At 42.7% G+C, this 26,425-nt stretch carries 27 protein-coding genes and 1 tRNA gene; 2 read left to right on the top strand and 26 right to left on the bottom strand.

The annotated features are described in order from the left end of the window. Positions 1-5: 5 nt before the first annotated feature. From TM074_RS00525 to TM074_RS00510, 4 genes are all read right to left on the bottom strand, one after another. Positions 6-1,004, bottom strand: a complete 999-nt coding sequence (locus tag TM074_RS00525; protein ID WP_369000460.1) for a SurA N-terminal domain-containing protein — start codon at positions 1,002-1,004, stop codon at positions 6-8. Beyond that, positions 982-1,512 (bottom strand): PH domain-containing protein, encoded by a 531-nt coding sequence (locus TM074_RS00520; RefSeq protein ID WP_369000459.1) that lies wholly within the window; start codon positions 1,510-1,512, stop codon positions 982-984. Before TM074_RS00520 ends, TM074_RS00525 begins: the two co-directional genes overlap by 23 nt. 5 nt (positions 1,513-1,517) lie before the next feature. Beyond that, positions 1,518-1,594: transfer RNA gene (locus tag TM074_RS00515), tRNA-Arg, on the bottom strand. Positions 1,595-1,635: 41 nt separating this feature from the next. Next, positions 1,636-2,160: a nucleoside-diphosphate kinase gene (locus TM074_RS00510; protein ID WP_039326829.1), complete on the bottom strand. Its 525-nt coding sequence runs from the start codon at positions 2,158-2,160 to the stop codon at positions 1,636-1,638. A gap of 88 nt (positions 2,161-2,248) precedes the next feature. On the opposite strand from TM074_RS00510, the gene xerA reads away from it, so the two are divergent. Continuing rightward, entirely contained in the window at positions 2,249-3,166 is a 918-nt protein-coding gene (gene xerA, locus TM074_RS00505; protein WP_369000458.1) for a site-specific tyrosine recombinase/integron integrase, read from the top strand. A 7-nt stretch (positions 3,167-3,173) separates the two neighbouring features. Here the strand turns inward: xerA and TM074_RS00500 are convergent, their stop codons facing one another. The 14 genes from TM074_RS00500 to TM074_RS00435 form a co-directional block, all read right to left on the bottom strand. After that, complete coding sequence (locus TM074_RS00500) at positions 3,174-4,316, bottom strand: hypothetical protein (RefSeq protein ID WP_369000457.1); 1,143 nt, start codon at positions 4,314-4,316, stop codon at positions 3,174-3,176. Then, positions 4,309-5,007, bottom strand: a complete 699-nt coding sequence (locus tag TM074_RS00495; RefSeq protein WP_369000456.1) for a PilW family protein — start codon at positions 5,005-5,007, stop codon at positions 4,309-4,311. The genes TM074_RS00500 and TM074_RS00495 overlap by 8 nt, the downstream gene beginning before the upstream one ends. Further along, positions 4,991-5,572 (bottom strand): type II secretion system protein J, encoded by a 582-nt coding sequence (locus TM074_RS00490; RefSeq protein WP_369000455.1) that lies wholly within the window; start codon positions 5,570-5,572, stop codon positions 4,991-4,993. The genes TM074_RS00495 and TM074_RS00490 overlap by 17 nt, the downstream gene beginning before the upstream one ends. Beyond that, the gene (locus TM074_RS00485) at positions 5,565-6,305 is read right to left on the bottom strand and encodes a type II secretion system protein (protein WP_369000454.1); all 741 of its coding nucleotides are present in this window, start codon (positions 6,303-6,305) and stop codon (positions 5,565-5,567) included. The genes TM074_RS00490 and TM074_RS00485 overlap by 8 nt, the downstream gene beginning before the upstream one ends. A 32-nt stretch (positions 6,306-6,337) precedes the next feature. After that, the gene (locus tag TM074_RS00480; RefSeq protein ID WP_369000453.1) at positions 6,338-7,219 is read right to left on the bottom strand and encodes an A24 family peptidase; all 882 of its coding nucleotides are present in this window, start codon (positions 7,217-7,219) and stop codon (positions 6,338-6,340) included. A 74-nt stretch (positions 7,220-7,293) separates the two neighbouring features. Beyond that, a complete protein-coding gene (locus tag TM074_RS00475) occupies positions 7,294-7,773 on the bottom strand; it encodes a type II secretion system protein (protein ID WP_369000452.1) in 480 nt (159 codons plus the stop codon). Between the two features lie 84 nt (positions 7,774-7,857). After that, positions 7,858-9,072 (bottom strand): type II secretion system F family protein, encoded by a 1,215-nt coding sequence (locus TM074_RS00470; protein WP_010165548.1) that lies wholly within the window; start codon positions 9,070-9,072, stop codon positions 7,858-7,860. 3 nt (positions 9,073-9,075) lie between these two features. Beyond that, positions 9,076-10,146, bottom strand: coding sequence for a PilT/PilU family type 4a pilus ATPase (locus TM074_RS00465; RefSeq protein ID WP_010165546.1), 1,071 nt, complete (start codon positions 10,144-10,146; stop codon positions 9,076-9,078). Positions 10,147-10,158: 12 nt separating this feature from the next. Beyond that, a complete protein-coding gene (locus TM074_RS00460; RefSeq protein WP_369000451.1) occupies positions 10,159-11,919 on the bottom strand; it encodes a GspE/PulE family protein in 1,761 nt (586 codons plus the stop codon). Between the two features lie 14 nt (positions 11,920-11,933). Next, a complete protein-coding gene (locus TM074_RS00455; protein WP_010165543.1) occupies positions 11,934-12,164 on the bottom strand; it encodes a hypothetical protein in 231 nt (76 codons plus the stop codon). Continuing rightward, the gene (locus tag TM074_RS00450) at positions 12,161-12,829 is read right to left on the bottom strand and encodes a hypothetical protein (protein WP_369000450.1); all 669 of its coding nucleotides are present in this window, start codon (positions 12,827-12,829) and stop codon (positions 12,161-12,163) included. Before TM074_RS00450 ends, TM074_RS00455 begins: the two co-directional genes overlap by 4 nt. Next, a complete protein-coding gene (locus TM074_RS00445; RefSeq protein ID WP_369000449.1) occupies positions 12,816-13,553 on the bottom strand; it encodes a hypothetical protein in 738 nt (245 codons plus the stop codon). The genes TM074_RS00450 and TM074_RS00445 overlap by 14 nt, the downstream gene beginning before the upstream one ends. Continuing rightward, a complete protein-coding gene (gene pilM, locus TM074_RS00440; RefSeq protein ID WP_369000448.1) occupies positions 13,550-14,596 on the bottom strand; it encodes a type IV pilus assembly protein PilM in 1,047 nt (348 codons plus the stop codon). The genes TM074_RS00445 and pilM overlap by 4 nt, the downstream gene beginning before the upstream one ends. Positions 14,597-14,640: 44 nt before the next feature. Continuing rightward, positions 14,641-17,589 carry a hypothetical protein gene (locus TM074_RS00435; RefSeq protein ID WP_369000447.1) on the bottom strand — a complete coding sequence of 983 codons (2,949 nt, stop codon included), beginning with the start codon at positions 17,587-17,589 and terminating at the stop codon, positions 14,641-14,643. Between the two features lie 44 nt (positions 17,590-17,633). Between TM074_RS00435 and ychF the strand changes: the two genes are divergently transcribed. Continuing rightward, positions 17,634-18,713 carry a redox-regulated ATPase YchF gene (ychF, locus tag TM074_RS00430; RefSeq protein WP_369000446.1) on the top strand — a complete coding sequence of 360 codons (1,080 nt, stop codon included), beginning with the start codon at positions 17,634-17,636 and terminating at the stop codon, positions 18,711-18,713. Here ychF and TM074_RS00425 read toward each other — a convergent pair. The 8 genes from TM074_RS00425 to TM074_RS00390 all read right to left on the bottom strand — a co-directional run bounded on the left by TM074_RS00425 (position 18,703) and on the right by TM074_RS00390 (position 26,314). Further along, the gene (locus TM074_RS00425; protein ID WP_369000445.1) at positions 18,703-19,425 is read right to left on the bottom strand and encodes a TlyA family RNA methyltransferase; all 723 of its coding nucleotides are present in this window, start codon (positions 19,423-19,425) and stop codon (positions 18,703-18,705) included. The two genes, ychF and TM074_RS00425, sit on opposite strands and share 11 nt — an antisense overlap. An 11-nt stretch (positions 19,426-19,436) precedes the next feature. After that, positions 19,437-19,997, bottom strand: coding sequence for an elongation factor P (gene efp / locus TM074_RS00420; protein WP_369000444.1), 561 nt, complete (start codon positions 19,995-19,997; stop codon positions 19,437-19,439). Between the two features lie 73 nt (positions 19,998-20,070). Then, positions 20,071-20,268, bottom strand: a complete 198-nt coding sequence (gene rpsR / locus TM074_RS00415; RefSeq protein ID WP_129634767.1) for a 30S ribosomal protein S18 — start codon at positions 20,266-20,268, stop codon at positions 20,071-20,073. Between the two features lie 13 nt (positions 20,269-20,281). After that, on the bottom strand, positions 20,282-20,704 hold the full coding sequence (locus TM074_RS00410; protein ID WP_039326790.1) for a single-stranded DNA-binding protein: 423 nt from the start codon (positions 20,702-20,704) through the stop codon (positions 20,282-20,284). Between the two features lie 35 nt (positions 20,705-20,739). Next, a complete protein-coding gene (rpsF, locus tag TM074_RS00405) occupies positions 20,740-21,093 on the bottom strand; it encodes a 30S ribosomal protein S6 (protein WP_369000443.1) in 354 nt (117 codons plus the stop codon). 72 nt (positions 21,094-21,165) lie between these two features. Continuing rightward, positions 21,166-21,783 (bottom strand): hypothetical protein, encoded by a 618-nt coding sequence (locus tag TM074_RS00400; RefSeq protein WP_369000442.1) that lies wholly within the window; start codon positions 21,781-21,783, stop codon positions 21,166-21,168. Between the two features lie 45 nt (positions 21,784-21,828). Beyond that, positions 21,829-24,042 carry a DNA translocase FtsK 4TM domain-containing protein gene (locus TM074_RS00395; protein WP_369000441.1) on the bottom strand — a complete coding sequence of 738 codons (2,214 nt, stop codon included), beginning with the start codon at positions 24,040-24,042 and terminating at the stop codon, positions 21,829-21,831. Positions 24,043-24,148: 106 nt separating this feature from the next. Then, positions 24,149-26,314, bottom strand: a complete 2,166-nt coding sequence (locus TM074_RS00390) for a ribonuclease J (RefSeq protein WP_369000440.1) — start codon at positions 26,312-26,314, stop codon at positions 24,149-24,151. Positions 26,315-26,425 lie beyond the last annotated feature (111 nt).

The raw sequence follows: 26,425 nt of genomic DNA, 5'->3' as shown, positions 1-26,425 counted from the left end.
AAAGATTATTTATCAATGGAGATAAAATATTTTACCTTATTATTGTTCTTAAGATAATTAAACCGATTATTAAATTCTGTTAGCGGCACCTTAACGTAAGAATAATTCACCATATTATCCTCAAGACTATTAAGCGTCACAAAATAGTAGCCGTCGCCAGCTAAGGTTTTTACTGGTTCTGATATCTTACCTTTTGCTAGCAATGTAGCAGATTTTGTCAAGCCACCGTCAGAGTTGTCTGTAGAAACAGACAGATTAAATACAGGCTGGACTTTATTGCCCATCTCATCAGCAATATCTTTTAAAGATTTTCCACTCTTCACCTTATTTTGGATAGTAGACACCAAATCATCAGCCGTCTTATCAATCTTAAACGATACTTCCTGCTTTAATAAGGTGTATTTCATTGCTATCTTTAGCTCATCCATAGACCAGTGCAGATTATCTTTTACTACAGATTCATAAGCAGACTGTGAAAGTTTGCTGGATTCTTGTTGCTTTTTAATTAGATCCTGAACCTTGTTGTCGTCAACTGTAATATTATTTTCTCTTGCAAGCCTTTTAGCGTATGCGACCTCTAGGGCTTTATTTATTGACTGATTTTGATAAAACTTAACTTTATCTTTTTGATCAGATTGCCCTTGGGTCTGCAGGACAGCCAGCGAGCTTCGATGGTACAGCAAATAATCACTATAATTCGCATTTTCTCCATCTATATTCGCCACTGGAAGGGGCAAAATTTTAGTAATTCTATAGGCAATATCACTAGTATCTTTCCACAAGTACAGCTGAGCCCAACCAAGACCAACAAAAATAGCTAAAATTGCCACGCTGACAAACATTGTTATCCATACCAATCGACGCTTAGTATACTGGATGGGATATTTATGCTTACGACCAGCCGCCAAGACCTTTTCGCGATGCTGAGCTACAGTATCATTTGTAATTCTCGTAGGTAGCTTCTTTGGTTGTTTTTTATCTTTACGATTCAATAGATTTTTCATTATCACCCTCCTTTTTCACTGAAAGTTCTACCGCATCCTGTAGTTTATTATAGACATCGTCCGGATGCTCTACGTTTTTTATAACAAGATCACCAACAAACGTCTGAATAATAATTGTGCCAAACTTAAACATCTCCCCACTAAATCCTGGAATATTATAGCTAATATTTTGAATTTTTGATAATTTCAGCTCAATTACGTCCTTACCAAAAAAACCATGCTGTGTAATTTGACGGATTCTCTGATCTGTAACAATGTAATAAGTGTAAAACCACATCAGAAAATGGTAAGAAAATAGTACCAGACCAAAAACAAAACTACCAAGAAACAACCATAATAAATTCAGGTTATCTTGCCAGAGAAGAAACGGTAACGACCCAAGCGCCATTGACCCGAGAAGTAAATAGAACCCTTTACGCATAGCAATAATATGACGACGAAATACGAACAATAGCTGCTCCCCGTCACGCTGTCCATCAAATTGATTATCTTTTAGCTGTCCTGTCATATACGTGGTACCCCGGGCAGGAGTCGAACCTGCAACCTTATCCTTAGGACGGATCTGCTCTATCCAGTTGAGCTACCGAGGCATAACCTAATTATACCACGAGTAGCTCTCAGGTAGACCAGCCTAACGCGTAAACTTCTCACTTAGTGTATGATAGCTAACTAGCTCCTCTGGCTTGAACCAGTGGTTAATCTCACTAACAGCCTCCTCTGGGTCACCTGAAGCGTGGATTAGGTTTGGTACACCCTTTTGGCACTCATCAGCATAGCCAAAGCTAATATGAGAATAGTCGCCACGAATAGTTCCCATATCTGCCGACTTTGGCTCAGTTGGACCAACAATCTTCCTAACGACAGCTACGGCCTCAACCCCTTCTAATACCATTGCTATGACCGGACCATCCATCATCATATCTAACGTTATATTTAGCGTACCCTCGCCTCGACGCGTAGCCAACTTACCTATGTCCTCATAGTGCGCATAGTAATGGTCTCTAGATGGCGATGTCATTTTTACACCAACTATCTTCAAGCCGACTCGTTCAAAACGTTGTAAAATTTCCCCAACTATTCCCCGCTGAACAGCATCAGGCTTAAAAACGATCAGCGTTCTTTCAACGCCACAATATTTTTTTTCACTATCTGACATAGGTTGCTCCTTTGCTCATTATTATTTTTATTATAGTACCAAAAATAGATGATTTGATAAACCAGCCCTCTAACTGTAAAATAAGTATATGTTTATATCAGAAGCCCTAACTGATTTTCTAGAACACCTGGAAGTTGAGAGTGGGCGCAGTCAAAAAACTATTATAAATTATCAGCTCTATCTAGAGAGATTCATCGATTTTGCCGGTGATATACCTGTTGATAAAATTACATCAGAGCTAATTAGGCAATATCGTCTCTGGCTAAACCGTTATAAAAATGACAACACAGGCGAAAGCTTATCTTTAATCACACAAAGCTATCATCTAATTGCACTTCGAGGGCTACTCACATACCTTTCTCGCCGCGATATCAAAAGCTTGGCTGCGGATAAAATTATCCTACCCAAGACTGTCCGGAAACAAGTAACTTTTCTGCAATACGACGAGGTACTGCGAATGATTGAGCAAATACCAACCGACACCGAGTCGGGGCTGAGAGATAGGGCAATTGTTGAGCTACTGTTTTCCAGCGGCCTCCGCGTCTCTGAATTAGTCAACTTAAATCGGGATCATATAAACCTAACAAGGCGCGAGTTTATGGTGCGAGGAAAAGGACAAAAAGACCGACCAGTTTTTATATCAAAAGGCGCCGCCGAACATGTATCCACATATCTGGACTCAAGAACAGATAACCTACCTGCACTATTCCTAAGTTACAGTAAACGAACCGTCGCACCCAGTACTTCTGGAGGTTACCGACGCCTAAGCGCTCGTAGCATTCAACGAATGGTTAGCCAATATGCACGCCTAGCTGGCATTACCAAACACGTAAGCCCACACACCATGAGGCATAGTTTTGCAACCGACCTTCTAATGAATGGTGCCGATCTACGCTCAGTTCAATCTATGCTAGGACATAGCAATATATCAACAACCCAAGTATACACCCATGTTACAGATCAACACCTAAAAGATATTCACGAACGCTTTCATAGCGATACGTAAATTACCTTTAAGGTTTGCATCGACCAGCAACGGCAGATCCGCTACCAGATACAGAGAAATCCTTACAGAGGCTATTTTTTAGCTCAACCGCGTTATCTGGATAAGCAAAATCATCGCCAATTTGCAGACGCGCCTCGACTCGTCTAAATAAATTACTCGCTCGTCCCGTTGAATCAATAATAGGCTGAATTCCATCGAAATTTACGATAGTGCCATCCGTTTTTTGAAGTGAAACTTTTACGCTGCCACCCTTGTATATGGAAGTTAGCCTCAAAAAAGCCGTTTCGCTGCCTGCAGCAATTTCATCAACATCAATCACCGCCTTGCACGAATATTCGCCAGAAAATTTAAAGGTCTTGCTACAAGATACTATATTCGTTCCATTATTATGCTCATTTCCGTCAGTTGCCCTTGGTCGATCTGACGTCTTACCAGAAACTGCAGTTCCATCTTGCCCTGCTACATCTGACCTCAATACGTTTGGTCGCAAAAAGGAGGTGACGCCAGTCGTATCCAATGTTGATAAGCTAAATGTTGGCCCTGGATTAATTAGCTGCGCCCTCATCAATTGAGGAGTGTTACTATGCCAACTGCTCCTTGCCGGCAAATCTCCTGTAGTAGATATCTCTGTATTAACTGCGTTTGCGCTACCAAGGTTGCTTTCATCATCGCGGCGATACCACTCAATTGATATCTTATTAAATGAGCTGGTTGCGCGTAGCGGTATAAGCTGGGACTTATCTTCAATAGATTTATATATAAAATCCTGAGATTTCATAGTAATCTTTACGCAAGTGTAAGCTTGATCAAATCTCTTACCAGCGCCGGTACCCGTCTGAATAATAGTATCACCAGATATACTACCGCCGACAACACCAGAGGCGGCAACCATATTACAATTAATCGGACCGTTAAGCACTCCTGCAGCCTGAATATTTCCTGTTTGTGCAGCACGAACCACTCGCTTGGCATCTTCAACCCCAGCCAAAGCGGCATCATAAGCACTCTGCGATAAATCATTATTAGAAGATTGTCTCTGGTCCATAATCATTAATCGCATAAATCCAATTGTGACAATGGTTAGCAGCATCGCCCCAAAAATAACCGCAAAAAGCGATACAGCACCCGATTGTCGCATATCTCTACCCATTTGTCCTCACAATCATTTCAAATTTATTTATAGAACAGAAATCAAAATTATTATCCGTCTCGCTCGGATCTTTACAAGAAGAATTTCTAATTTCACTCATCTTACTTGTTCCTAAAGTGAAGGTTAATTTGTAAAGAGCCTCTCTGGAATCATCCGATGTGATCTTCTCTAATGTAACGTCATGTATGCCAATCGAGCCATCACCACTACTTATCGATCTGAGCAGATTTGATGATTTTGCTAAATCAACCATCTCTGGATATTTACCGGACCCATCTTTCTTACACAAGCCACCGTCAACGTCAACTACCCGCACCAAGTTTATCGGATTACCGTCAACCTTAAATAGTCTATTTGCACCCAGCAAGCTTGGATCGTCTAAATATCTCGGGTTATTCCAAATATACGAATGAGACCCCAGACAGAGCCGACCAGTTGCCCAACTGCTATTGTTCGGCACCCTCAGTCCAGAGCTATCGATCTTATTGGCGTTTGCTTGCAAAAAATCTCGTCGAATTGTGTCGGAGATATCTCGCCCTGCCTGATTAATATCACGTAGCACTACTCCCCGGCTATACATTCTACCCGCCTGAATACCCACCATAGTAATTGACAATAGAAGAATTGAGATAAATGCCATCGCAAGCATTAACTCAACAAGTGTGAATCCCTGTTTATCGACCCGAGTCATACAACCTCACAATCGTACCAATTGTTGCTGGCATTTTACTGCCAACTGGCATCCAGCAAGCTTTTATATACGCATCATATTTATTACTATCCCTACTGCCTACGGCCGTACTTGGCTTAACAAGCCTAACCGCTATTCCATATGTTTTTTTAGTACCACTATCGACTCGCGCATAAGTTTCTGCCGGTTTATAATCGCCTGGATTATTTAAAATACTGATCTTAGAGCCGAGTGAAGGTGTTGCAGCCAAGGCAAACTCTTTATTAGAAAAGTTGTCAGGACAGCTTTCTGCACCCAAGCCACCCTCATTATCATTAACCGAGGAAGCGCTTACGGAGTTATTATCAACCAACTTTTTCCAAATATCACTCTTTGTGTCATGAGCATATCTTAGCATTTCTGCCTGCGCATCAACCTGCTGACGCACCAACGTCGTCTCTAAGGCATACTGGGAAATAGCCATGCCCCGATTCATAGTCTCTAACGTAATAACAGCAACCATACTAAAAATCGTTACACCAAGCAGCACTTCTACGATAGTATCACCCCTGTTAAATTTACGCATCAGCACACCCTCCGGTAGCGTTCCCCACGACAATCGCATCAGCAGAGCCTGCATACGAACGCAAAAAGATAGAAAGCCACTCATTCGGCAACCAACCATCATCATAAATACAAATTTCCCGCTGTTGGCGCTGCTCGCCAGCGGACTGTACTATGCCTGCACTATTCTTATTATTAACAAAATCCGTTAAATTATCGCCAAATCTACTAGTGTCCGTCCTGATGTCTAATTGCCCTGTTTCTGGATGTCGATACATTAAGATAGATATATAGGCGCTATTTTTAGGCTGGCTAGAAAATCTAGTCTTTGCTTGCCAATTCACGGTATATTTGTCAGATTCAGCACCACGCCGATATACCCAAGCACTACCCTTATCTGATCGGTACGCATAAACAGGATATGTTCTATAGGAATTACCGTCCGTTGAACCCAGTAAACCAACTGTCGTAATGTAACGACCAACAATCACACAATCCGACTGACCACGCGTAGTCTCCAACCTACCGTCTGCCCCGTCAATTGGACAGACACCTTTAGACCTATCATTTTCAACATTAACGACTTTTGAATACTCATTACGCAAAAAACCAGCATAAGACTGAACTGAGTCGCGATATTGCTGACGATTAATTGACATACTAACACCCACCATAAGCATAGAAGTGAGCAAGCCAGAAATAGCCACAAACAAAATAACTTCAATTATAGTAAAACCTTTTTGTTTATTGCCCATCACTTCTCCATTATAGCATAAGCAAATTTTACTTAGACGATAAGAAAGCCCCATGCTAAAATTTGTTGACTAAAAAACCATGCCAATAAAAACCCTACAATCAATAACGGACCAAAGCAAATTCTTGAAGTTGCCTGTAATTTACCCCTTAACATTGAAGGCAGGACTAGCAACGTACCGATTAAATTAGCTGCGAATAAAGCCACAAAAGCCAACAACCAATTACCCAAGAATAAAGCCAACCCCAAACCAAGCTTAACATCACCAAAACCAACCCAAGTTTTTTCCTCTCCATAGCGGTATTTTGAGAAAAGATAAAGTAGCAAATAAATGCCGCTTAAAATTACAACCGAGCCTAAAAGAGACATCAGGCTCTTTGTAAAATCATTAGATAGCGCTAAGTTTATTATTGAAAAAATAAAGCCTAGAATGATAAAAGGAATATTTATAACATCGGGCAGAAGCATCCACTTGAGATCATAAATAAATAAAATTGCCAGTAAAACTAGACCGATTAACCACAAAGCCAGTAGCAAGACCTGCCAAAAATCCATCAATGACCCTGGCCAAAATGCTATAGACAAGACAAATAGTCCAGCCATGACTACTTCTAGTAGAATTTCCGTCCAACCAATAAAATTCTTACAATATCGGCACTTTCCCAGCCTAATCACCCAACTGAAAACTGGTATGAGATCACAAAATGACAATTCGTGACCACAAGACAGACAACGAGAACGGTCCTTAGAGACTCTCTTTATTAGTGGAGATAGCTTCTTTAGTTCTTTCTGGTCAACCTTCTCTCCAGCCTTTTTATCCTCAGTTAGCTGGCGGGCACGCAAACGCCAAACCTGAGCCCCTACAAAGCTACCCAATATGGCACCTAAAAAACCTGCTATTACAAATTTCATCATACTTCTTATGGTAACAAAAAAACATAAAAAAATCAGCCCCATTAAGAGGCTGACATTATGTAAATATTCCTTATCTATACATCCTGGCAGTACAATTGTTTCTGCGAGCCATTATTTTCCAACAACACCACGACGGCAGCATTACGCGAAGAGCCATTCTCTAAGGTAATGTTTGCTGGGTCGTCTGCAGATGGAGCCGGCGTACTGGACGGACACTTACGGCCGCGCATCACCTTAATCTCATTACCAGCAACCGACATTGATGAACCGGTAGCGACCACCTTCAGCTCTGAATTCTTATCATATTGATCAAGTTTATCAACATATTTGCGTAAAGATTCCTCGTTGAACGTTCCGCCGTTACGGTTGGCAGAATTCCAATTGTTAATAGCGGCAGCCACAGTTGAAGCGTCATTCTTCCTCGACTGATCGCGCTGATTCCGCTGTAAGGCTGGAAGGGCGATGAACACCATCGCGAAGATAAGTCCAGCAATAGCCAAGACTAAAACTACCTCGATGATTGTAAATCCTTTTTTGTTATCTTTGTTTACCATTGAAATTTCCACCTTTCTATGGCTTATACTTATATTTGTGCAAAAAATGCTTACGCTTATAATACACCAAAATCACCTGGTCGTCTAGTGAATATTTATATTACCGACCAAACTATAAATTGGGAATAGTATTGCAGCAACCATCGTACCAGCAACTAATGCTAGAAATACCATCAGGACTGGCTCTATAGCTGTCGATAAAGCGCGGATTTCTTCATCAAGTTCATCTTCATATACCTGAGCAGTTTTCCCCATCATTTCGTCAATCTTACCCGACTGCTCGCCGATTTTAATCATTTGTGGCACCATCGTTAAGAAATATTCCTCATTCGACAAAGATGCCGAGAGGGCTTTTCCGCCCTTTACCTTATCTGCTGCTCGGATAATACCTTCGCTAATAATCACGTTATTGACGGCATCCGACGAAATACGGAGCATATCAAGCATCGGCACACCAGTGCTTAGCAGAACTTGTCCTGTTCTAGAAAACCGCGCCATATACATTTTTCGGAACATCCCCTTAAATAATGGAGCATTAAGCTTAAATGTGTCTTTAGTTCTAATGCCCTGCTCGGTTTTTAGGTATTGCACCAAAAAATAGCCACCAATAATCATTATCAACAATGCGAGCCACCAAAAGTGAATAAAAAAATTGGCCACATTAATCATGATTAAAGTTATGAACGGCAAGCCTTTATTTAAGTCGCGATATAATCCCTCGACCTGCGGCACCACTGTAAACAACATAAAACCAACCACTAAGATAATCACCGCCAAGACAATTGATGGATACATCATAGCACCACGAATCTTACTCATCATGGCAGCATCTTTTTCCTGCTGAGCAGCTAGTCTTTTCAAAGATTCGTCCATTGTACCTGAAGTTTCACCAGCTGCAACCAGTGCCACGTACACCTTATTGAAAGCCTCCGGATGCTTAGCAAATGAGTCGGACAATGATTTACCACCCTCCACATCAGAGATAATCTCTTGAACGATTTCTTGCATCCGCTTATTAGTGGTCTGCTCCTGAACAGTCCTAAGACTCTGAGATAATGGCAGGCCCGCCCCAATAAGTGTCGCTAGCTGACGAGTGAACACCACTTTGTCTTTAGTGGTGATTCTACCAGATAACTTTGCAAAGAAACCCGTTTTATCATCTTGTAGTTCAATTTTTAAGGGCACAAAACCTTGCGTCGTCAATAATTTTGCAGCAGCATTTTCACTTTCAGCCTGAACTACAGATTTAACAATTTTATTACTAGCACTATCTCTGGCTTCGTAATTATACTTCTTCATCTACTACCCCCTCATTAACCTCTCAAATTCCGTCAAATCAACCGCAAACTCACGCGCATTATCATACGTAATCGTACCATTCTGCACCAGGTTGACCAGCGTTCGGTCCATCGTCTGCATTCCTTGATCGGCACCGGTCTGAATAACTGCGTCTAACTGATGTGATTTACCTTCGCGAATAATATTACGCACTGCTGGATTGGCAATCAAAACTTCTGCCGCAACTACACGACCACCCCCAATAGCCGGCACCAAACGCTGCGAACAAATAGCCATCAAAATGTTTGATAGCTGAGCCCGAATTTGTGGCTGCTGATGCGGTGGGAACACGTCAATCATACGGTCAATCGACTGTGCTGCCGAGTTGGTGTGGAGTGTGGCAAAAACTAAGTGTCCGGTTTCGGCGATAGTGATAGCTGCTGAAATCGTTTCTAGGTCACGCATCTCACCAATTAGCACGACGTCCGGGTCTTGACGAAGGCTGGATCGTAACGCCGCCGAAAATGAGTAGGTATCATAGTGAACTTCGCGTTGAACCACCACCGACTTTTTTGATTTGTGCGTAAACTCAATCGGATCCTCAATGGTAATGATATGTTGTGAACGCTCAGAGTTGATTTTATCAACCAATGCTGCCAAGGTCGTCGACTTACCAGAGCCGGTTGGACCAGTCACCAACACCAAACCACGAGGAAAATCTGCAAACGTATTAACAACTGGTGGCATACCAAGCTCAGACGCCGACTTAATTTCATTTGGAATCAAACGTAGAGCTGCCGCCAAATTGCCACGCTCATGAAAGGCGTTAACACGGAATCGGCCCAACGTACCAAATGCAAACGAAAAGTCGAATTCTTTATCCTTCAATAAAATTTGGCGCTGATCTTCATCAAGTATCTGAAACACCAGTCGCTCAACCGCTGGCTCATCAAGTGGCTGGGTCCCAGCCGCCGGCACTAATGCGCCATCAATCCTGAGCATCGGCGGAAGCCCAACTTGAATATGAAGGTCGGAAGCGCGTTTTTTAACAACCTCTTCTAGTAAAATCTCAATTCGCAATTCTTGATTATTCATATTTCCTCCTTTTTACGCGGTATCCGCCGCTACTCTATTAACTTCTTCTATTGTCGTTATTCCGTTTAACGCCTTCAGGTATCCATCCTGGCGCATCGTAATCATGCCTTGCTGAATCGCCATTCGCTGGATTTCAGCTGACGTAGCACGCTTAACGATTAAATTCTGAATTTCCTCAGTAATATCCATCACTTCATATAGACCGGCTCGACCAGAGTAACCACGCGGAGTTTGAGGTGTATCCTTACCCCTTGCTAAGGCAAATGAGGCCTGCGTTGCCAGCGGCAGACTTTCATAGCCCAAATCTTGCGCAAACTGAGCAACCTGCTCTTTTGTCTGAGGCAATAATCCACCAACCGCCTCCCGAATTGCCTGTGTTTCCAGAGGCGACGATTGATATATATCACGCCGACGCGCTACTCGCCGAACCAGACGCTGCCCAATAATCGTATTGACCGTACTAGCAATAAGAAACGGCTCAATCCCCATGTCGAGCAGTCGCGGCAACACGCCAGCTGCGGAATTGGTATGAAGCGTCGAGAACACCAGATGCCCCGTTAACGCTGCTTGAATCGCCAGATTGGCCGTCTCATTGTCGCGAATCTCACCTACCATCACGATGTCTGGATCTTGACGCAAAATTGAACGAAGTCCAGAAGCAAATGTCAGTCCGACCTCTGCATTAACTTGAATCTGATTCACTCCGTCCATCTTATACTCAACCGGATCCTCAAGCGTCACAATATTAACAGTATCGTTCTTAATTTCTTTAATTAACGCATATAAGCTAGTAGACTTACCGGAGCCAGTTGGACCAGACGTTAGAATCATACCGTTAGGACGCTTAATTCCCTTGCGAATTGTCCGTAGAGCGCGCCCAGCATAACCCATGTCCTCCAAGTTAAAAGAGCTCCCGCTCTTGTCTAGCAAACGAACAACCACCTGTTCACCCCAAACAACCGGAGAAATAGCAATACGCAGGTCAACTTCCTTGCCTGCAACATTAACCGCAAATTGACCATCTTGTGGAATGCGATGTTCGTCAATTTTTAGATTGGAAAGAATTTTAATACGACTAACCAAAGCCGGCTCAATGCTTTTTGGTAGTTGCATAATCTCGCGCAACACACCATCGACCCGACAACGAATCTTTAAGGCCTTCTCCAATGGCTCAATATGAACGTCCGAAGCATGGCTTTTTACGGCATATTCCAAAATAGTCGATAATGCCCGTGAAATGGGCGAATCTTGAACAATAGTTTTAATATTGCCAGCTTCCGACAGAGATTCTTCTTGGGACGCTTCAGCCGCCACATTAACAGATGATAAATCGGTCTTATATTGATCAAGGACGTGACGGACGCTCTCTTCTGAGGCCATAAAGACTTTAATTGGTCGCTGAATGCGATTCGACAGATAGTCAACAGCCTGGACATTATTGGCGTCAATCATCGCCACTGCTAGGCGGTTTTGAACTTCCGCTAAAGGCACCGCCATAAAACGTTCAGCGACATCAGAAGACAACAGGGATAAAATATCCTGGCTAATAACACTATTTGATAAGTTAACGTATGGCACACCCGAAACCTGAGCCACGCCATGGACTAAAAGCTCATTATCAAGCAACCCCTCTTCGCTCAGCAAGCTAAATAGTGGCTTATTATTCTCAGAGGCACGTTTTAAAGCATCATCAATGACAGACTTCTCAATAAGTCCTTCGTTTATCAGCAGCTCAATCAACTTGTCCTGAATATCGTCCGTCAGTAAAGCCATCCTACGTCCTTTCTCTATTTGGCCGCACTTTGACCCACAAACACCTCAACAGTTGGATTTATCGCATTCTTATTGAAAATTGCTGGGTTTGGTTTTTCAACATCAGATGATATTTCTCTAATAGTTTGGACTTTTGCTCCAGATTTTGGAACCTTTAAAAATGATATATTAGAGGCAACAATATAGCCGATAGCTACACCCACGCCTGCAATCAATATCACCATAGCTATGTCTGTTTTCTTCATGGCTTTACCACCTTATTTTCTAATTGTACTGTTTGCGCTGGCTCATAATAAGCAACGCCCCGCACTACTAAGCTTAATTTATCTTCATTACGCTGAATCTCTAACGCCTTTAGATCAATCACGCGAATTGATGACTCGAATTTAGTTAATAGTTCCTTTAGTCTGTCGGCCGGCCCACTAACTTCCATCGTAAACGATACTGTATTAGCCGGAGCTGACTCAGAACCCTCGCCACCAGAACCAGCTTGCGATACTGACAGACTCTGAATTGTCACTCCAGTTGTCGTATCGATAAACTTATTCTTCAAAGAAGCACCAAAGGCGTCAGCATTAGGATTATCTGGAAGGGCGTCAAGAATAGTCTGCAAAGCATTACTCTCGTCACTTGATTTTATAGAGTTAAGCGCTGTGTTTGTGTCTAAAACCCTAATATTTTTCTTTAATTCATCAATGGTTTTTAAGTTCTTATCTAAACGAGAAATTGTACTCTGCTTCTCAATAATAATCTTTGAATGAAAAACAATTTGCTGAATCAGAAATATACTGACAACCAATGCAATTCCCGCCAAGAAAGCCGCACTTGCTACAAAAATAAACATTGTCTTTTTTGAAGAATCAATCTGCTGGCGCTTGCGAATTGCCACCCCTTTATTATCGGCTGCCATTATTTTTCTCCTGTTTTACCGAATTACTCTTAAACAAACTATCCGGAATACCCTGGCGTGAATCTGTCATATCAATTTTAGCTGTTGGCGTTATCACTGAAACCGTACCATTTGGTGCTGGCGCTAATAGTTGTTCAGTGTACTCAAATGAGAACGAGAACTGCAAAACTTTTTTACCTTCTGAGTTTTCACCAAAACTAGTATCGCCATCTTTTATATCTTTGGTTAATTCCACTTCAGAAGTTTTATCTCCATCAGTTGTTCGGATTTTAGTGCTTAGAATAGTCTTCTTTAAGGTCTCCAAAGCACTATAACCATTAACAGCGCTACCTTCTAAGGTGATAGTCTTAGACTCTGGATTAATCTTTATATTTGAAAAGCTAACATTATTAGGCGCTACTGGATTTACAGCTGAAACTACATCAAACACCCTCGAATTGATTTTCTTACCAGCGTGCTGCTCGTTAATCTTTGAAAGCTGATTTTGAATTGTTACAACCTTATTAAGATCCTCTACAGACATAAGTTTATCATTTCGATCTTTAATACCACTATTCTGCACCGCTTCGGCTGCGATTTGGCCACCTAAAATTACCGCCAAAACAATTACCGCCGCAATTGAAGCCCCACCTATCAAAAACGATACAGAGATAACACGATTACGCATTACTCGAGTTTTTAGTAGCTCTCGCTTAACATTCGGAATAAGGTTTATTTCAATCATGACATGTTACTCCTCTGTGCTAAACCAACAGCAATAGCAAATTCTGAAGCAATTGGCGCTAATTGTTGCTGATCCGCCTGAGATACCTGAACGCGTTGCCAAGGGTCGGCGGCAATTGACTGGATGCCGGCTTTATTCATTACATAGCTATCCATCTGTGGAATAGCCGAGCCAAAGCCTGACAGTAAAATACCAGAAACCGCTACATTAGGATACCTAGTCTGGAAAAACTTAATAGATTTAACCAGCTCTGAGGAAAAACTGTCCAAAGTCGAATCAATTGCCCTTAACACTTGGCCATCTAATTTATCTGGCGCCAAACCAAATTTAAGAATAAACTGACGAGCCTGATCTTCTTGTACATTCAAATTCTGAACAGCTGCGCGGACCAATGATGAGAGTCCAGTTGGAATCATACGAATCAACCTTGGCGCACCATTATATACCACTGCTAAATCTGTCGAATTTTCACCCACGTTAATAATTAAGCGAGCATCCTGAGAATCAGAAACCGGCAGAGAACGAACCATAGCAATAGCGTTTGGTTCCTCGGCTATCACATTAAAGCCAAGCCCCTCAACCAACTCCAGCCTTTCTTCTGCGTAAGTCTTTGCTGTACTTGTCAGCAAAATTTCATATTGATTCTGAGCATGAAGACTATCACCTAACATTACCCAGTCAACTTCTGCTTCGTCTAACGGCATCGGTATATATTGGTCAACCTGATATTTCATCATCGCCTTTAGTTCCTGCTCAGAAACTTTCGGTACGTCAATCACAGTCGAAAACGTTTTATTTGACGGCAGTCCAACAGCCACATTGGACGTCTTAATACCAGCCTGACCGACGGCAGTCATAATTGCCTCCCCTAGACGTCGCCGCGCCTCGGGAGAATCACCACTTGATATCTTAGAATCAACTGGCGTGTAACCATAATGAGACAAACTCCATCCCGCGCCAGCACGAGACAGCTGAACCACTCGCACAGCATTTGTGTCGATGTCTAGTCCGAAGAAGTCGCCCAACCCTTTTGCTAATTTCATAACTAATAATAATTATATACATTAGCGTTTTAATTTGCAAACTTTTAATACCTTGGCGGCAATTCACGAATATTCATAGTGCTAATTGCACCGGTATTGCGGTAGTTGCTGTAGGACCAAAGATAAGCATCGGCCCGCAAGTTAATAATTTCGGCTGGAGTTCCTGGGTGCATATTCGGGTCATTCTTCGCCGAGGAGGCATGCCTTCCTCCGTATGTTCGGCGTAAGAATAAGTGGCCAGCCTTAATCGGACCGTTGATTCTCAGCTTCTTGCCACATAAAGCTTCGGACACATTACTTAACCAATTGGTCATATTAAATACAGCGCCACAAGTACTAACATATCCATCTTTCGGAGTAATTAGCCAAGCATTCACCTCCCCAACTGAAGGGTCTATCACAATATTCTTCGCATAAATTACCAATTGTGGCAATGAACGAACATTTCCCGAATCAGTATACAGCAAATCTCCTGAAATCCTAACCGTACCAGTAGATTTTATAACGATACTCTTACCCACATCCAATTTAGCGCCAACTAAATTAATGTTACCGGCAGTATATTCACCCGTAGCTAAACTGTTAATATTCACATTACCTGAGACACTACCTTTTACGCCACCAACAGATGGCAAGGTGAAGTTGTCCGGAACTAAACTAGCGATGCTAAAGTTACCAAATTTTGGAGTATTGGCAAAGGTCAATTTATTGTAATCTTGCATTGCTAAGCTGTCGCGGCCATTGAAAGATGACGACAGGCCGGCACCCGAAGCTGAATCCGCCCTTCCGCCAGAAATAATTCCATATTCCGCCCAAGATCCATACATATTCTGATAGGCCCGATCCATGGTATAAGATACTGAAATATCTTCAATCAAGAGACCCATGTGCGACGGGCTAGACTTAATATATATATCAATAACATTGCCATCGCTATAAAGAACTGTACCTTCTTTTATGTCAGCCATAAGTGCCGAACCTTCATCATAACCAGAAAGCCCCCATCCAGAATATTGTGTACCCTCAGGCCTGGAGCCGTTTTCATTTCCTTTGACGTCCATTTCGTGGCCATTAATTTTCGCTCGAACAAAGTTGTCTGCTGAACCCGAGAACTTAAATTGCAATTTTTTAGCATTCTTCAGATCACCCAGTTTAACGTTTTTCAACCTAAAGACATACGTATTTCCACAATTCAAGATAACAGGTCCTGTAGCTCCCAAACAACCAGCCGCAACACTTGCGTCGGGCTTTAATCTAAAATGGGTATGACGCCCAAAACTATTAATACTAATCCACGCCGCCCTAGACGAAGATCTCCAAACTCCCCTGCGACAATGAGGAGAATATGTAATGATTGGCGCATCCCCAATCAATTCCTTATTCTGTATATCAGAACAAGGAATCCAACCATCACTTATTCGATCTCCTGATCCAGGCAGCTGCCATTGCGTTTTCACAACAGTCCTAGCTTGATATTCATTCGTCAAATTACTTGCATCATTATGACAATTTGGTAAATCGGCGATTGCGCCTGAAGCCTTGCTGTAGGCCCGCTGATTACCATTACCTCCAAAAGAATCCTGCGAACAGATTAATGACCAGTGAGGATCAATCTTATCTCCTCCCTTATATTTATATTCACCAGGACTAAAATTAACTGTACCACCAAGAATATTACCATTGTCATCCAAGCCCGTACCCCAAAGGCCCATTGACTGTATGGTTGACTTATCCAATATGCTATGGCTATCTGCTTGAAGTATGGTGTTGGACGTCTTACTAGTAATCACCTCCTTGTCAGTTTTAATATCACCACCCCAAACCTGAACTTTTGGCTTATTGGAGGTCCTAATACATTTAATTGCGTATCTAAAATCTGTAGATGGTGCCGAGCCATTATAATTACTAACCATTGCCACATAGCATAAGCTATCATTCGCATTTAGGTTTACTCCACTCAAATTATCAGCTGCATTTGTGGCAATTGATGTCTGGCCGGTAGGAATCTGGTTCTTGCCGCCATTAGCAACAATTTCCTTACATGTTCCGTTATCAATATTAAGTTCTCTATGCTTTTCCTTAATCAATCGTACAATCGCACAGGACCAGTCATGAACGGTTCCACCTGGCAACGAAACAGCATTAACGCCAGCCATACTGGATACTTCTGTGCCTCTAGCCACAAACCGAGCCAACGCATACGAAGACCCCTGGGACTTCTCTGTTCCCTTATTGTTCAGTCCAGCATTTATGCCCTCAATACTTGTAACGTTTTTTGTATCAATATAATCAGAACTAATGCCAACCGATGGCTCGATATCATAATTATACGGCACCTCGACACAAGCGTAAGGTGAATATCCCCAGCCTGCAGTCGGTGAAGAGTTCTGCTTACTCCAGTAGATTCTCTGGCAGATACGCTTACCCATGTCTTCATTTCTGATAATCCGCGTATACATAAATTTATTATTTCCAAGATCGCCATGAAGATCCTCCAGGCGAGTTTTACCGTTAAGCGTCTCCATTGTAGTGTTTCGATAATCCGCCGGGTTGTTCATTCGCTTCCAAGCATACCCCTTCCAGTCGGTAATAATGCCGTGTTGCTGCGGATCTTCGTTATGCCAAGCACCTCTGTTACCTAGGCTAAAATCATTATCTATCGGTTGATTTGAAGTGATATCAAATACATCCTGCTGTACACCCGTTACAACTTGACTCGTGGTTCCACCACTCACAAAAAGACTATGCCACCAATCAACCGTATCTCCGGGCTTCACATTCTTTAATCTTCCTGGAGCAACCACCCAATTAGACCCAAAGTTAGTGGTATCTGATTTATCAAATTGCTTAGTAACCCAGGATTTACCAGTTATCGTCCAAGCTGGTGAACTTGGAATTGCGTATGTGTAGATAAAAAACGCCGTTACCGAAACAACTAAAGCTACTACTATTGCCAGCATGCCCACCCGAGGCAATGAGTATTTTCTTCTCATGCTTATAATTATATCAAAGATTGCGCAGATGATATAATAAAGTTATGAGTTTATCTATTGGAATCGTTGGCCTACCTAATGTAGGCAAATCGACACTTTTTAATGCTTTAACAAATAATGATATTTTGGCTGCTAATTATCCGTTTGCAACTATCGAGCCGAACACAGGAATTGTTCCCGTGCCAGACAGACGCCTACAAGCCCTGGCAGATCTTTATCACGCCCAAAAAATCATCCCAGCTACCGTTACTTTCGTTGATATTGCCGGACTAGTTGCTGGCGCCTCCAAAGGCGAAGGTCTGGGTAATAAGTTTCTTCACAATATCAGAGAATGTAACGCCATTATCCACGTTGTTCGTGCTTTTGAAAATTCAAAGATTTTGCGACACGATGAAGCTCCAATTGACCCAAAAAAAGATATCGACATTATCAATACCGAGCTAATCCTAGCCGACTTACAAACAATTGAAAAACGCCTGCCGCAGCTACAAAAAGAAGCTAAGGCTAATCCAGAAGCCCGCCAAAAAGTAGCTTACTTACAATCACTGGCAGACAATCTACAGTCGGGGACGCCAATTTCTGCTCTGACCAACGTAGACTTTGAGGCGATTGACGATCTACACCTACTAACCGCCAAGCCAGTTATTTACGCCTTCAACGTTGACGAAGAAGGATTGAACAATTCCGCTCTAAAAGGAAAATTAAAAGAACTAGTCCACCCCTCAAAAACCGTCTTTGTCTGTGCAAAGCTAGAAGAAGAATTAAAAGGTTTATCAGAAGATGACGCCAAAGAGCTTCTGGAAAGTTATGGCGTTCAAGAAACTGGACTAGTCAAACTAATTCACGCCGCCTACGACACATTGGGATTACAAAGCTACTTGACTGCCGGAGAAAAAGAAGTGCGCGCCTGGACAATCCATAAGGGCTGGACGGCGCCACAAGCTGCTGGAGTTATCCATTCAGATTTTGAACGAGGCTTCATTGCGGCGCAAATTGTCGATTTTAATGATTTGATTACTGCCGGGTCAGAAGTAAAAGCTCGCGAGGCTGGTAAGATTCGCACTGAAGGCAAAACGTACATTATGCAACCAAATGATGTTGTTGAGTTTAGGTTTAATGTTTAGCTAATTGCAATTTATAAAATCGCTCAAGATTTCCCTTGCTACCAGCAACTTCGCTATCCTTTTTATCTAAAATCACAAAATACTTTTTTGCCCAATTTTCAAAATCAGTTAAGATCTGCCGTCGCACCTTATCGTTTTTAATAACTCCCTTATTAGTCTGATGCCGCCCCGCCTCAAATTGCGGCTTTAACATAGCAATAAGTATGGTATTTTCATTCATTAGTTCGTTAGCTACATGTGGCAAAATTTCCCGTAATGATATAAATGACACATCTCCTACAATCACATCGATCACTTCATCTGTGCAAAAATCACGAATATCAGTTTTTTCGTGAAGGATAATCTTTGGGCTCGTCCGCAAGCTTAGATGAAGTTGGTCAGTACCAACGTCAACGGCAAAAACTTTCCTAGCACCATGACGCAGTGAATAGTCGGTAAAACCACCAGTACTTGAGCCAATATCTAATACTGTTTTATCTTGAAAATTAAGCTTAAAATATTTGGCTACGCTAGCCAGCTTTAAGCCAGCCCGCGACACATAAGTCTCTGTCTTTTTTAGCGTTATCGTATCAGTATCAGATACCATTGCCCCTGATTTTTGAGCAACTTTTTTATTCAAATAAACATAACCCAAGCGAATAAAATTATCCGCCTGAGAACGTGTTGACGCTAGTCCGCGCTCGACCAGAACCTTGTCTAATCGCTGTTTCATCTGAAGGACTGCTACTTCTTTCGTTCGCGATATTCACCAGTGGATGTGTCAACGCTAATAATATCACCCTGCTTAATAAATGCTGGAACTTTGACAACTAGCCCCGTCTCCAAAGTAGCGTCTTTTAGCACAGATGAAGTCGTATCACCCTTAACCACATCTTCTGTGTAAATAACCTCCAGATACTTATTCTTTGGTAGTTCAACGTTGATCACTCGACCGTCAAAGAATTGTAAGTTCAATTCGTCACCTTCCTTCAAGTATTTACTAGCGTCATCCACGATTTCCGCCGCTAATTCAAACTGCTCAAAACTAACCGGATCCATAAAGTAGAATTTATCACCATCGTTATATAGATATTGCGCAGTTTTATTATTTACTTCCGCAGCCTCAATGCGCTCTTGACCCTTAAACGTCTTCGGAATAACGCTACCGTCAATCAAGTTCTTCAGCTTCACATTAACGATTGAGCCACCACGGCCCATAACCTTCTGTCCGTATTCCACAACCCGATACGGCTTACCGTCAATCTGGCAAACTGCTCCCTTTTTCAAATCAGTTGGCTGATACATATTTTCTCCTTTCCAATAAAATATCTCGCTGCCAAATATATCATAGCAACGAGATATTGCGCATTAAACGTTCCTAGTTGCTACTGACAAAAGGCAATAGCGCCAAATGACGAGCGCGCTTAATTGCCACTGCCAAACTTCTCTGCTGCTTTTCGCTTAAACCAGTCTTGCTAATCGGCTCGATTTGACCGTAAACATTGATGTAACGTTGCAAAGTTTTTACATCTTTATAATCAAAAATAATCGGTGGATTTTTCTTCAATTGTGCCATTATTATCTCCTTATTAGAATGGGATTTCGCTCAGGTCAATTGGCTTATCGTCAATCTCCGTCACAACTTCCTCTTTTTTAGTAGTTTTTGGCGCAGCAGAACCAGAATTGTCATTGTTCGGACCATCTAAGAACGTTACGTCCGAAGCGGTAACTTCAATTCGACTCTGTCTTTTACCAGTTTCCTTATCTTCCCAACTATCTTGCCGCAGTCGCCCTTGGACTAGAACTCGACGACCCTTGCTCAAATATTGCATCACCAAATCACCAAGTTTGTCCCAAGCAGTAATATTGAAAAAGTCTGCCTGATCATCCTGAGTTGGTCGATCAACCGCGATACTAAAACTAACTACGTTCTTTCCAGAAGCCGTTGTTCGCTGCTCCGGATCGCGTGTCAATCTACCCAGTAAAATTACTTGATTGATACTTCGTGCCATATTCTATCCCCTCTTTTACCTTGCGGCAGTTAGGCTTATTTATTTGATTCGCTTGAATCAGCTTCTTCGTTGCGTGCTTTTTGCTCGCTTAATGCCTGACGAGTTTTTTCATCAGTTTTTACCAATAGGTAGCGCAATACTTCGTCAGTAATGTTAAGCGTGTTAGAAATCTTCAATAAAGCTGGCGCTGGCAGTTTTACCTCAAAACAAACGTAAATTGCAAAGTCTTCACGCTTGATTGTATAGGCCAATTTTTTCTTGCCCCAGTTATCTTCTTTAGTAATTTCACCACCGTTATCGGCGATTAAACCACGTACCTTATCCAACGCTGAATCTAGATTAGACTCTAAATCCGGATGAATAAGAACAGTTAGTTCGTATTCGTTCATGCTTCCTCCTCTGGAATCCATTTACGGATGCTTATGCTGTCTCACATAAGCTTAGGTTAATATCTACTTATATTATACCCCACTCTGTAATATCGTGTCAATGAGCTCATAGATAGTGTCTGTATCGTCAACACCGAGAGATTGAGTGCTATTTCTTATGTCAGCGATTAATCTTCTGATGTCTTCAGAGTTTCTCAAATCCAAACTTTCTAGATCAAGATTACTCGGACTTACTCGTCGTCCATCTATGGAATATTCGACCTTATACTCTCCCTCAAGGCATTGCCCTTCCCAACCTCTAATACTCCAGCTGTGCTCTATATGAAGTGGCGACAAGTCACCTGAACGACCCACCACCTCAGTAACGTACAAACCTAATTCAGCGGAACATTGTTTACCGTCTTCCAACATAGATTCTGGTAAATAGATTATTTCGCACCCCTCCGCATCACCGTCCGAAGAAACGCGAATGGTTTCTAGTGGAATTGAAAAAATATGATGTACTATTTCTGGCGATAGTTTACATGTAAAAATGTTCGCAGCAGCACTACTATCGTCTATTTTATAGCGACCATTCTCTAGCCCTTCAGTGCCCTTCTCTTTAAGAACTTTACCTGCTGCTTGTACTATAGCGACAAGAGTATCTTGGTCAGGGGCTAAGTCATAACTTCCGGGAAAATGCTCATTCATAAAGTTTTTTATACAATATAGATATTATTTGGTCAATCTTTTATACTATTCCGCCAACAATTCATCTAATTCTTCTGGACTAGAGATCAATACATCACGTGGCTTTGAGCCATTCTGCGGACCGATAATACCCCGCTCTTCCATTTCTTCAATAATGCGTGCCGCTCGCTGATATCCAATGCCTAGTCTCGTCTGTAGCATACTCGTTGAAGCCTTTCGTCGCTCAACTACCACCCTCACAGCATCCTTGAATTTATCATCGCCACCTTCTGACAAATCCATCACTACACCACCCTTGCCGTTCAACTGCACTGGCTGAGCTACTACTTCATCGTTGTACTGCGGCGCCATCTGCATTCGCAAATGATCAGTAATTTTATTCACTTCATCATCAGTTACCCAGGCACCTTGGATGCGTTTCGGTTTACTCATACTTGGTGTGTAGAATAGCATATCACCCTGACCCAGCAGCTTTTCGGCGCCCGCCTGGTCTAAAATCGTCATACTATCCACCTGGCTAGCTACCGTAAAAGAAATACGCGCCGGCACATTCGCCTTAATCAAACCAGTAATCACATCAACGCTTGGGCGCTGCGTTGCCAACACCAGATGAATACCAACTGCTCGTGCCTTCTGCGCCAAACGAACAATTAACGCCTCAACATCTTTCTTAGCAATCATCATCAAGTCCGCCATTTCGTCCACCACAATCACAATGTACGGCATCGAACCGTCTTCATGTTCCTGCACATTACCGTTTTCATCAGCAATAGCAATCTTTTTCGCTCGTGATTGTAGCCTCTTATTGTAATCCTTAATGTTGCGGATCTTCTCTGTCGCTAATAATTTGTAGCGCCGCTCCATTTCATTAACTGCCCACTTCAAAGCTGAAATAGTCTTTTCTGGCTCAGTAATCACCGGGGTCAGCAAGTGCGGAATATCCTCATATGGCGCCATTTCCACCTGTTTCGGGTCAACCAAAATCAGCTTCATGTCACTCGGACTATTGCGGTACAATAAGCTCGTCAGTAGCGTATTAATCATCACTGACTTACCGGAGCCAGTTTGCCCAGCGATTAGCAAGTGCGGCATCTTTCCCAGCTCACCAACCACGACTTGCCCAGAAATATCCTTACCAATTGTAAAACTGAGCGGATCGCGCGACGCCGTCCACTGCTTTGAAACTAATGTGCTATACAGCCGCACCTCAGCTGCCTTGCGGTTTGGCACTTCAATTCCCACCGCTTTCTGTCCAGGAATCGGCGCTTCAATCCTCAAACTTTGGGCCGCCAAATTAAGCGCAATATTCGTTTCCAGCGCGGTAATTCGCGTCAATTTCACACCACTTGGTGGCCTTAGGGTATACTGGGTTACTTTTGGTCCAACGTTTATATCACCCATTGCTGCATCAATGTTAAATTCGGATAGTGTATCATGAATAATCTGAGCATTTTGTCTCGTATCGCCAGCATCCGCACCGCCTTCGTTCTTCTCTAATAAATCCAGGCTTGGCGCTTGCCAATTTGGATCACGTGTTGCCACTAGCGCCTGCTCTTCAGCGGCCTTTTCTGGCTTTTCAGTACGCTTTAATAAACCCTTCTTCTCCTTGGTGGTGTCAATAATCGGCACGCCAGCATTGAGTTTAATATCCCCCAAACTCACCTTTTTATCTTCGTCTGTAGGCTGAGACTTTGCCGCTTGCTTCATGATAGATCGATTATTATCGTCCTCTGAGCTATTACTTTTAATTGCTTGCCACAATTTGCTAAACACAGTAAATGGTGATGTTTGAGTGATAAATAAAACCGTAATAAATGCCAACACCAGGTAAAATATTGCAGCAATGGCCGAATCTACCATTTTAAGTGTGGCTGTATTTAATATATCGCCTACAAATCCACCGGCATCTGGTCGCAAAGACGTCTTTAATAGCCCAAATAATCCTGAAAACCACACAATCTCTAAAACTGCCGCAAACTTCACCGCCGTAGGTAAGCGATTCTCTTCTGCCCGGAAAGTTTCTACCGCCAAATAAATTAATAGTATCGGTAAGGTGTAAGCAGTGTAGCCGACCGTCTTTATGGTTGCCATATCAATCCACTGAAGAACTGGACCGCCAACACCAAACCACGAAACCACCAATAGCAATGACAAAAGAATCAATAAGACCGCGCCTACTTGTGACCAAAAACCCACCGGCAAACTATGTTGCGGTTTGGTAGGAGTAGACTTTTTCGTGCTCTTTCGCTTTTTTGCCATAATCGTTTTTATTATACACTGATTTTATACTTCTTAACAGATATAAATATCAATTTAATACGTGTTGTATTATAGCATAATTTATCAGTAAAATCAATCTACGGGACTAATACGGACGAAAATCTTGTCGTTCCCGAGCCTTCGTGTCATTCGCCTCAGTGTCAGGCACTTGGCGCTGCGGAAAACGACGGCGCGGCGTGGTTGGCAAAGTCATCCTTGGCTCTTCCGCCGAAGCAATAGATTTTTTGTTGCGAGGCGTGGATTTTGCAGTCGGAGAAGCTGAAGCAGTCGTCGATTTTACCGTCTTTAAGCCGCCAACTTCATTAATCACCGGAATAACAATTGGCGTACGGCGCGTCTGATCGTACAAAATATGTGTGACTTCATCCTTAATTTCTTTCTTGATAACGTCTAGGTCGTACTTGCCAGCAAAACTCCGCGCTGCCTTCTGTTTCAAATACTGGCGAATCATATTCATCAATTCCTCAGAATCGCGCAGGTAAATAAAACCGCGGGAAATAATGTCCGGACTAGTCAACAGCCGCCCCGTGCCGCGCTGCACCGTCAATACCACTACAAACATTCCCTCTTGAGACATATGAATACGATCTTTCAGCACCACCTCAGAAACAATAGCACCGGTATCGTCATACATCACGCCGCCAGCTTGGATTCGGCCCGCCTTATTAGCTTGCCGTTCAACGTCAATTTCAATAATATCGCCAGCGTCACACACAAAGATATTCTTTCGTGGAATACCACACTCTTCTTCCGCCAACCGAGCATTATACACCAGCATATGAAATTCGCCGTGAATTGGCATGTAATATGTCGGATTCAAGGCATTAATCAACTTGACGTGATCATCATAATAACCATGTCCCGACAAGTGCAGCGGCCCAATCCCCGTCAAGTGTGTCTTGCCGTTCTGAATCACATCAGAACCCTCGCGCATTAAGCCATCAACCGTTCGCACCACGTTTTTCTCATTGCCCGGAATCGGATTGGAGCTAAACACCACCACGTCAGAGCCTTTGATCTTCATGTATTTATGCGCGCCAGTCGCCATACGGCTCAGTACGGCATTAAACTCACCCTGCGAACCAGTACAAACCACGGTGATTTGGCTATCCGGCAGCTTGATGATATCTTCCATCTTCATGACAGTGTCTTTCGGGATCTTGATAGTTCCTGAGCGCAGCGCCACTTCCAAGTTCTGAATCATCGAAAAACCAGCAAACGCCACCTTACGGCCGTGCTTATGCGCTTCTTCCAAAATCAATTGCAATCGGTGCACTTGTGATGAGAAACAGCTTAAAATCACTCGACTGTTACTGAATTTATCCATCACCTGGCCGATGGAATATTGAATATCAAACTCAGTGTGGGTGTGCGTACCGGCGGATTCACAGTTGGTCGATTCGTTCATGAACATCAAAACGCCTTCTTTGGACGCCACTTCAGTCATCCGCTTGAGGTCAAATTTCTGACCATCAACTGGGCTTTCCTCAAATCGCCAGTCACCAGAGTCAATGATCACACCCAGTGGCGTCCGAATGATCACCGCTGTTGAGTCAGGAATCGAGTGGTTAACCCTCACCAATTCCACAGAAAAGTGCTTCGACACTTGAACAATTTCGTGGCTCAATGGGTCCATCACTCGAAAGTCCGGCTGAAAATCAGTATCGGTATCAGCCATCGACTTGTCCAGCATGCCGATAGTAAACTTTGATCCATAAACCGGCGCTGGAATTCGGTGAATAAAGTGCCGGAAAGAACCGATGTGATCAAGGTGTCCGTGAGTAAACACATGAGCCTTAATCTTGTGCTTATTTTCTTCTAGCCAGGTGATGTCTGGCGTAATGTAGTTGATGCCTGGATAATCACTACCTGGAAACAGGAAGCCCATATCCACAACGATAATCTCATCGTCATACTCAATGGCGTTCATATTTTTACCGATGCCCATTTCGCCGACACCGCCGATTGGGATAATCCTCAACTTCGGTTTGCCGCCGCGAGTGCGTTTTGGCTGCATTTTGGCGCTAAATTGCTCGCCGCCATAGCCATTATAGACCGACTTATTGACCGGAATATCAATCACGTGCTGCGACGCCCTGAGATTAACATTCTCGCTCGTCCGCCGCTGCGCACGAAACACCTCGCCCTTGCGAGTGGTGGTGCTATTTAATACTGCATTATTACTCTTTTTTGATTGCGGACGCTTTTTAGTATCGTCCTTCTGAGGTGTTGCCAGTCGCCGCTGACCCATATTGTTATACTCCTTTTTTATTACAATATAATTCAAAACCCAAGTATAGAGGCGTTAATCTAACAATAAATTCCTCTAATCAGTACTATCTATAATAACAAACTGACTGTA

The organism is Candidatus Nanosynbacter sp. TM7-074 (genome assembly GCF_041006295.1).
Classification (GTDB): domain Bacteria; phylum Patescibacteriota; class Saccharimonadia; order Saccharimonadales; family Saccharimonadaceae; genus Nanosynbacter.
Note: the sequence above shows the minus strand (reverse complement) of the source record. Positions and strands in the feature narration are given on the sequence as shown.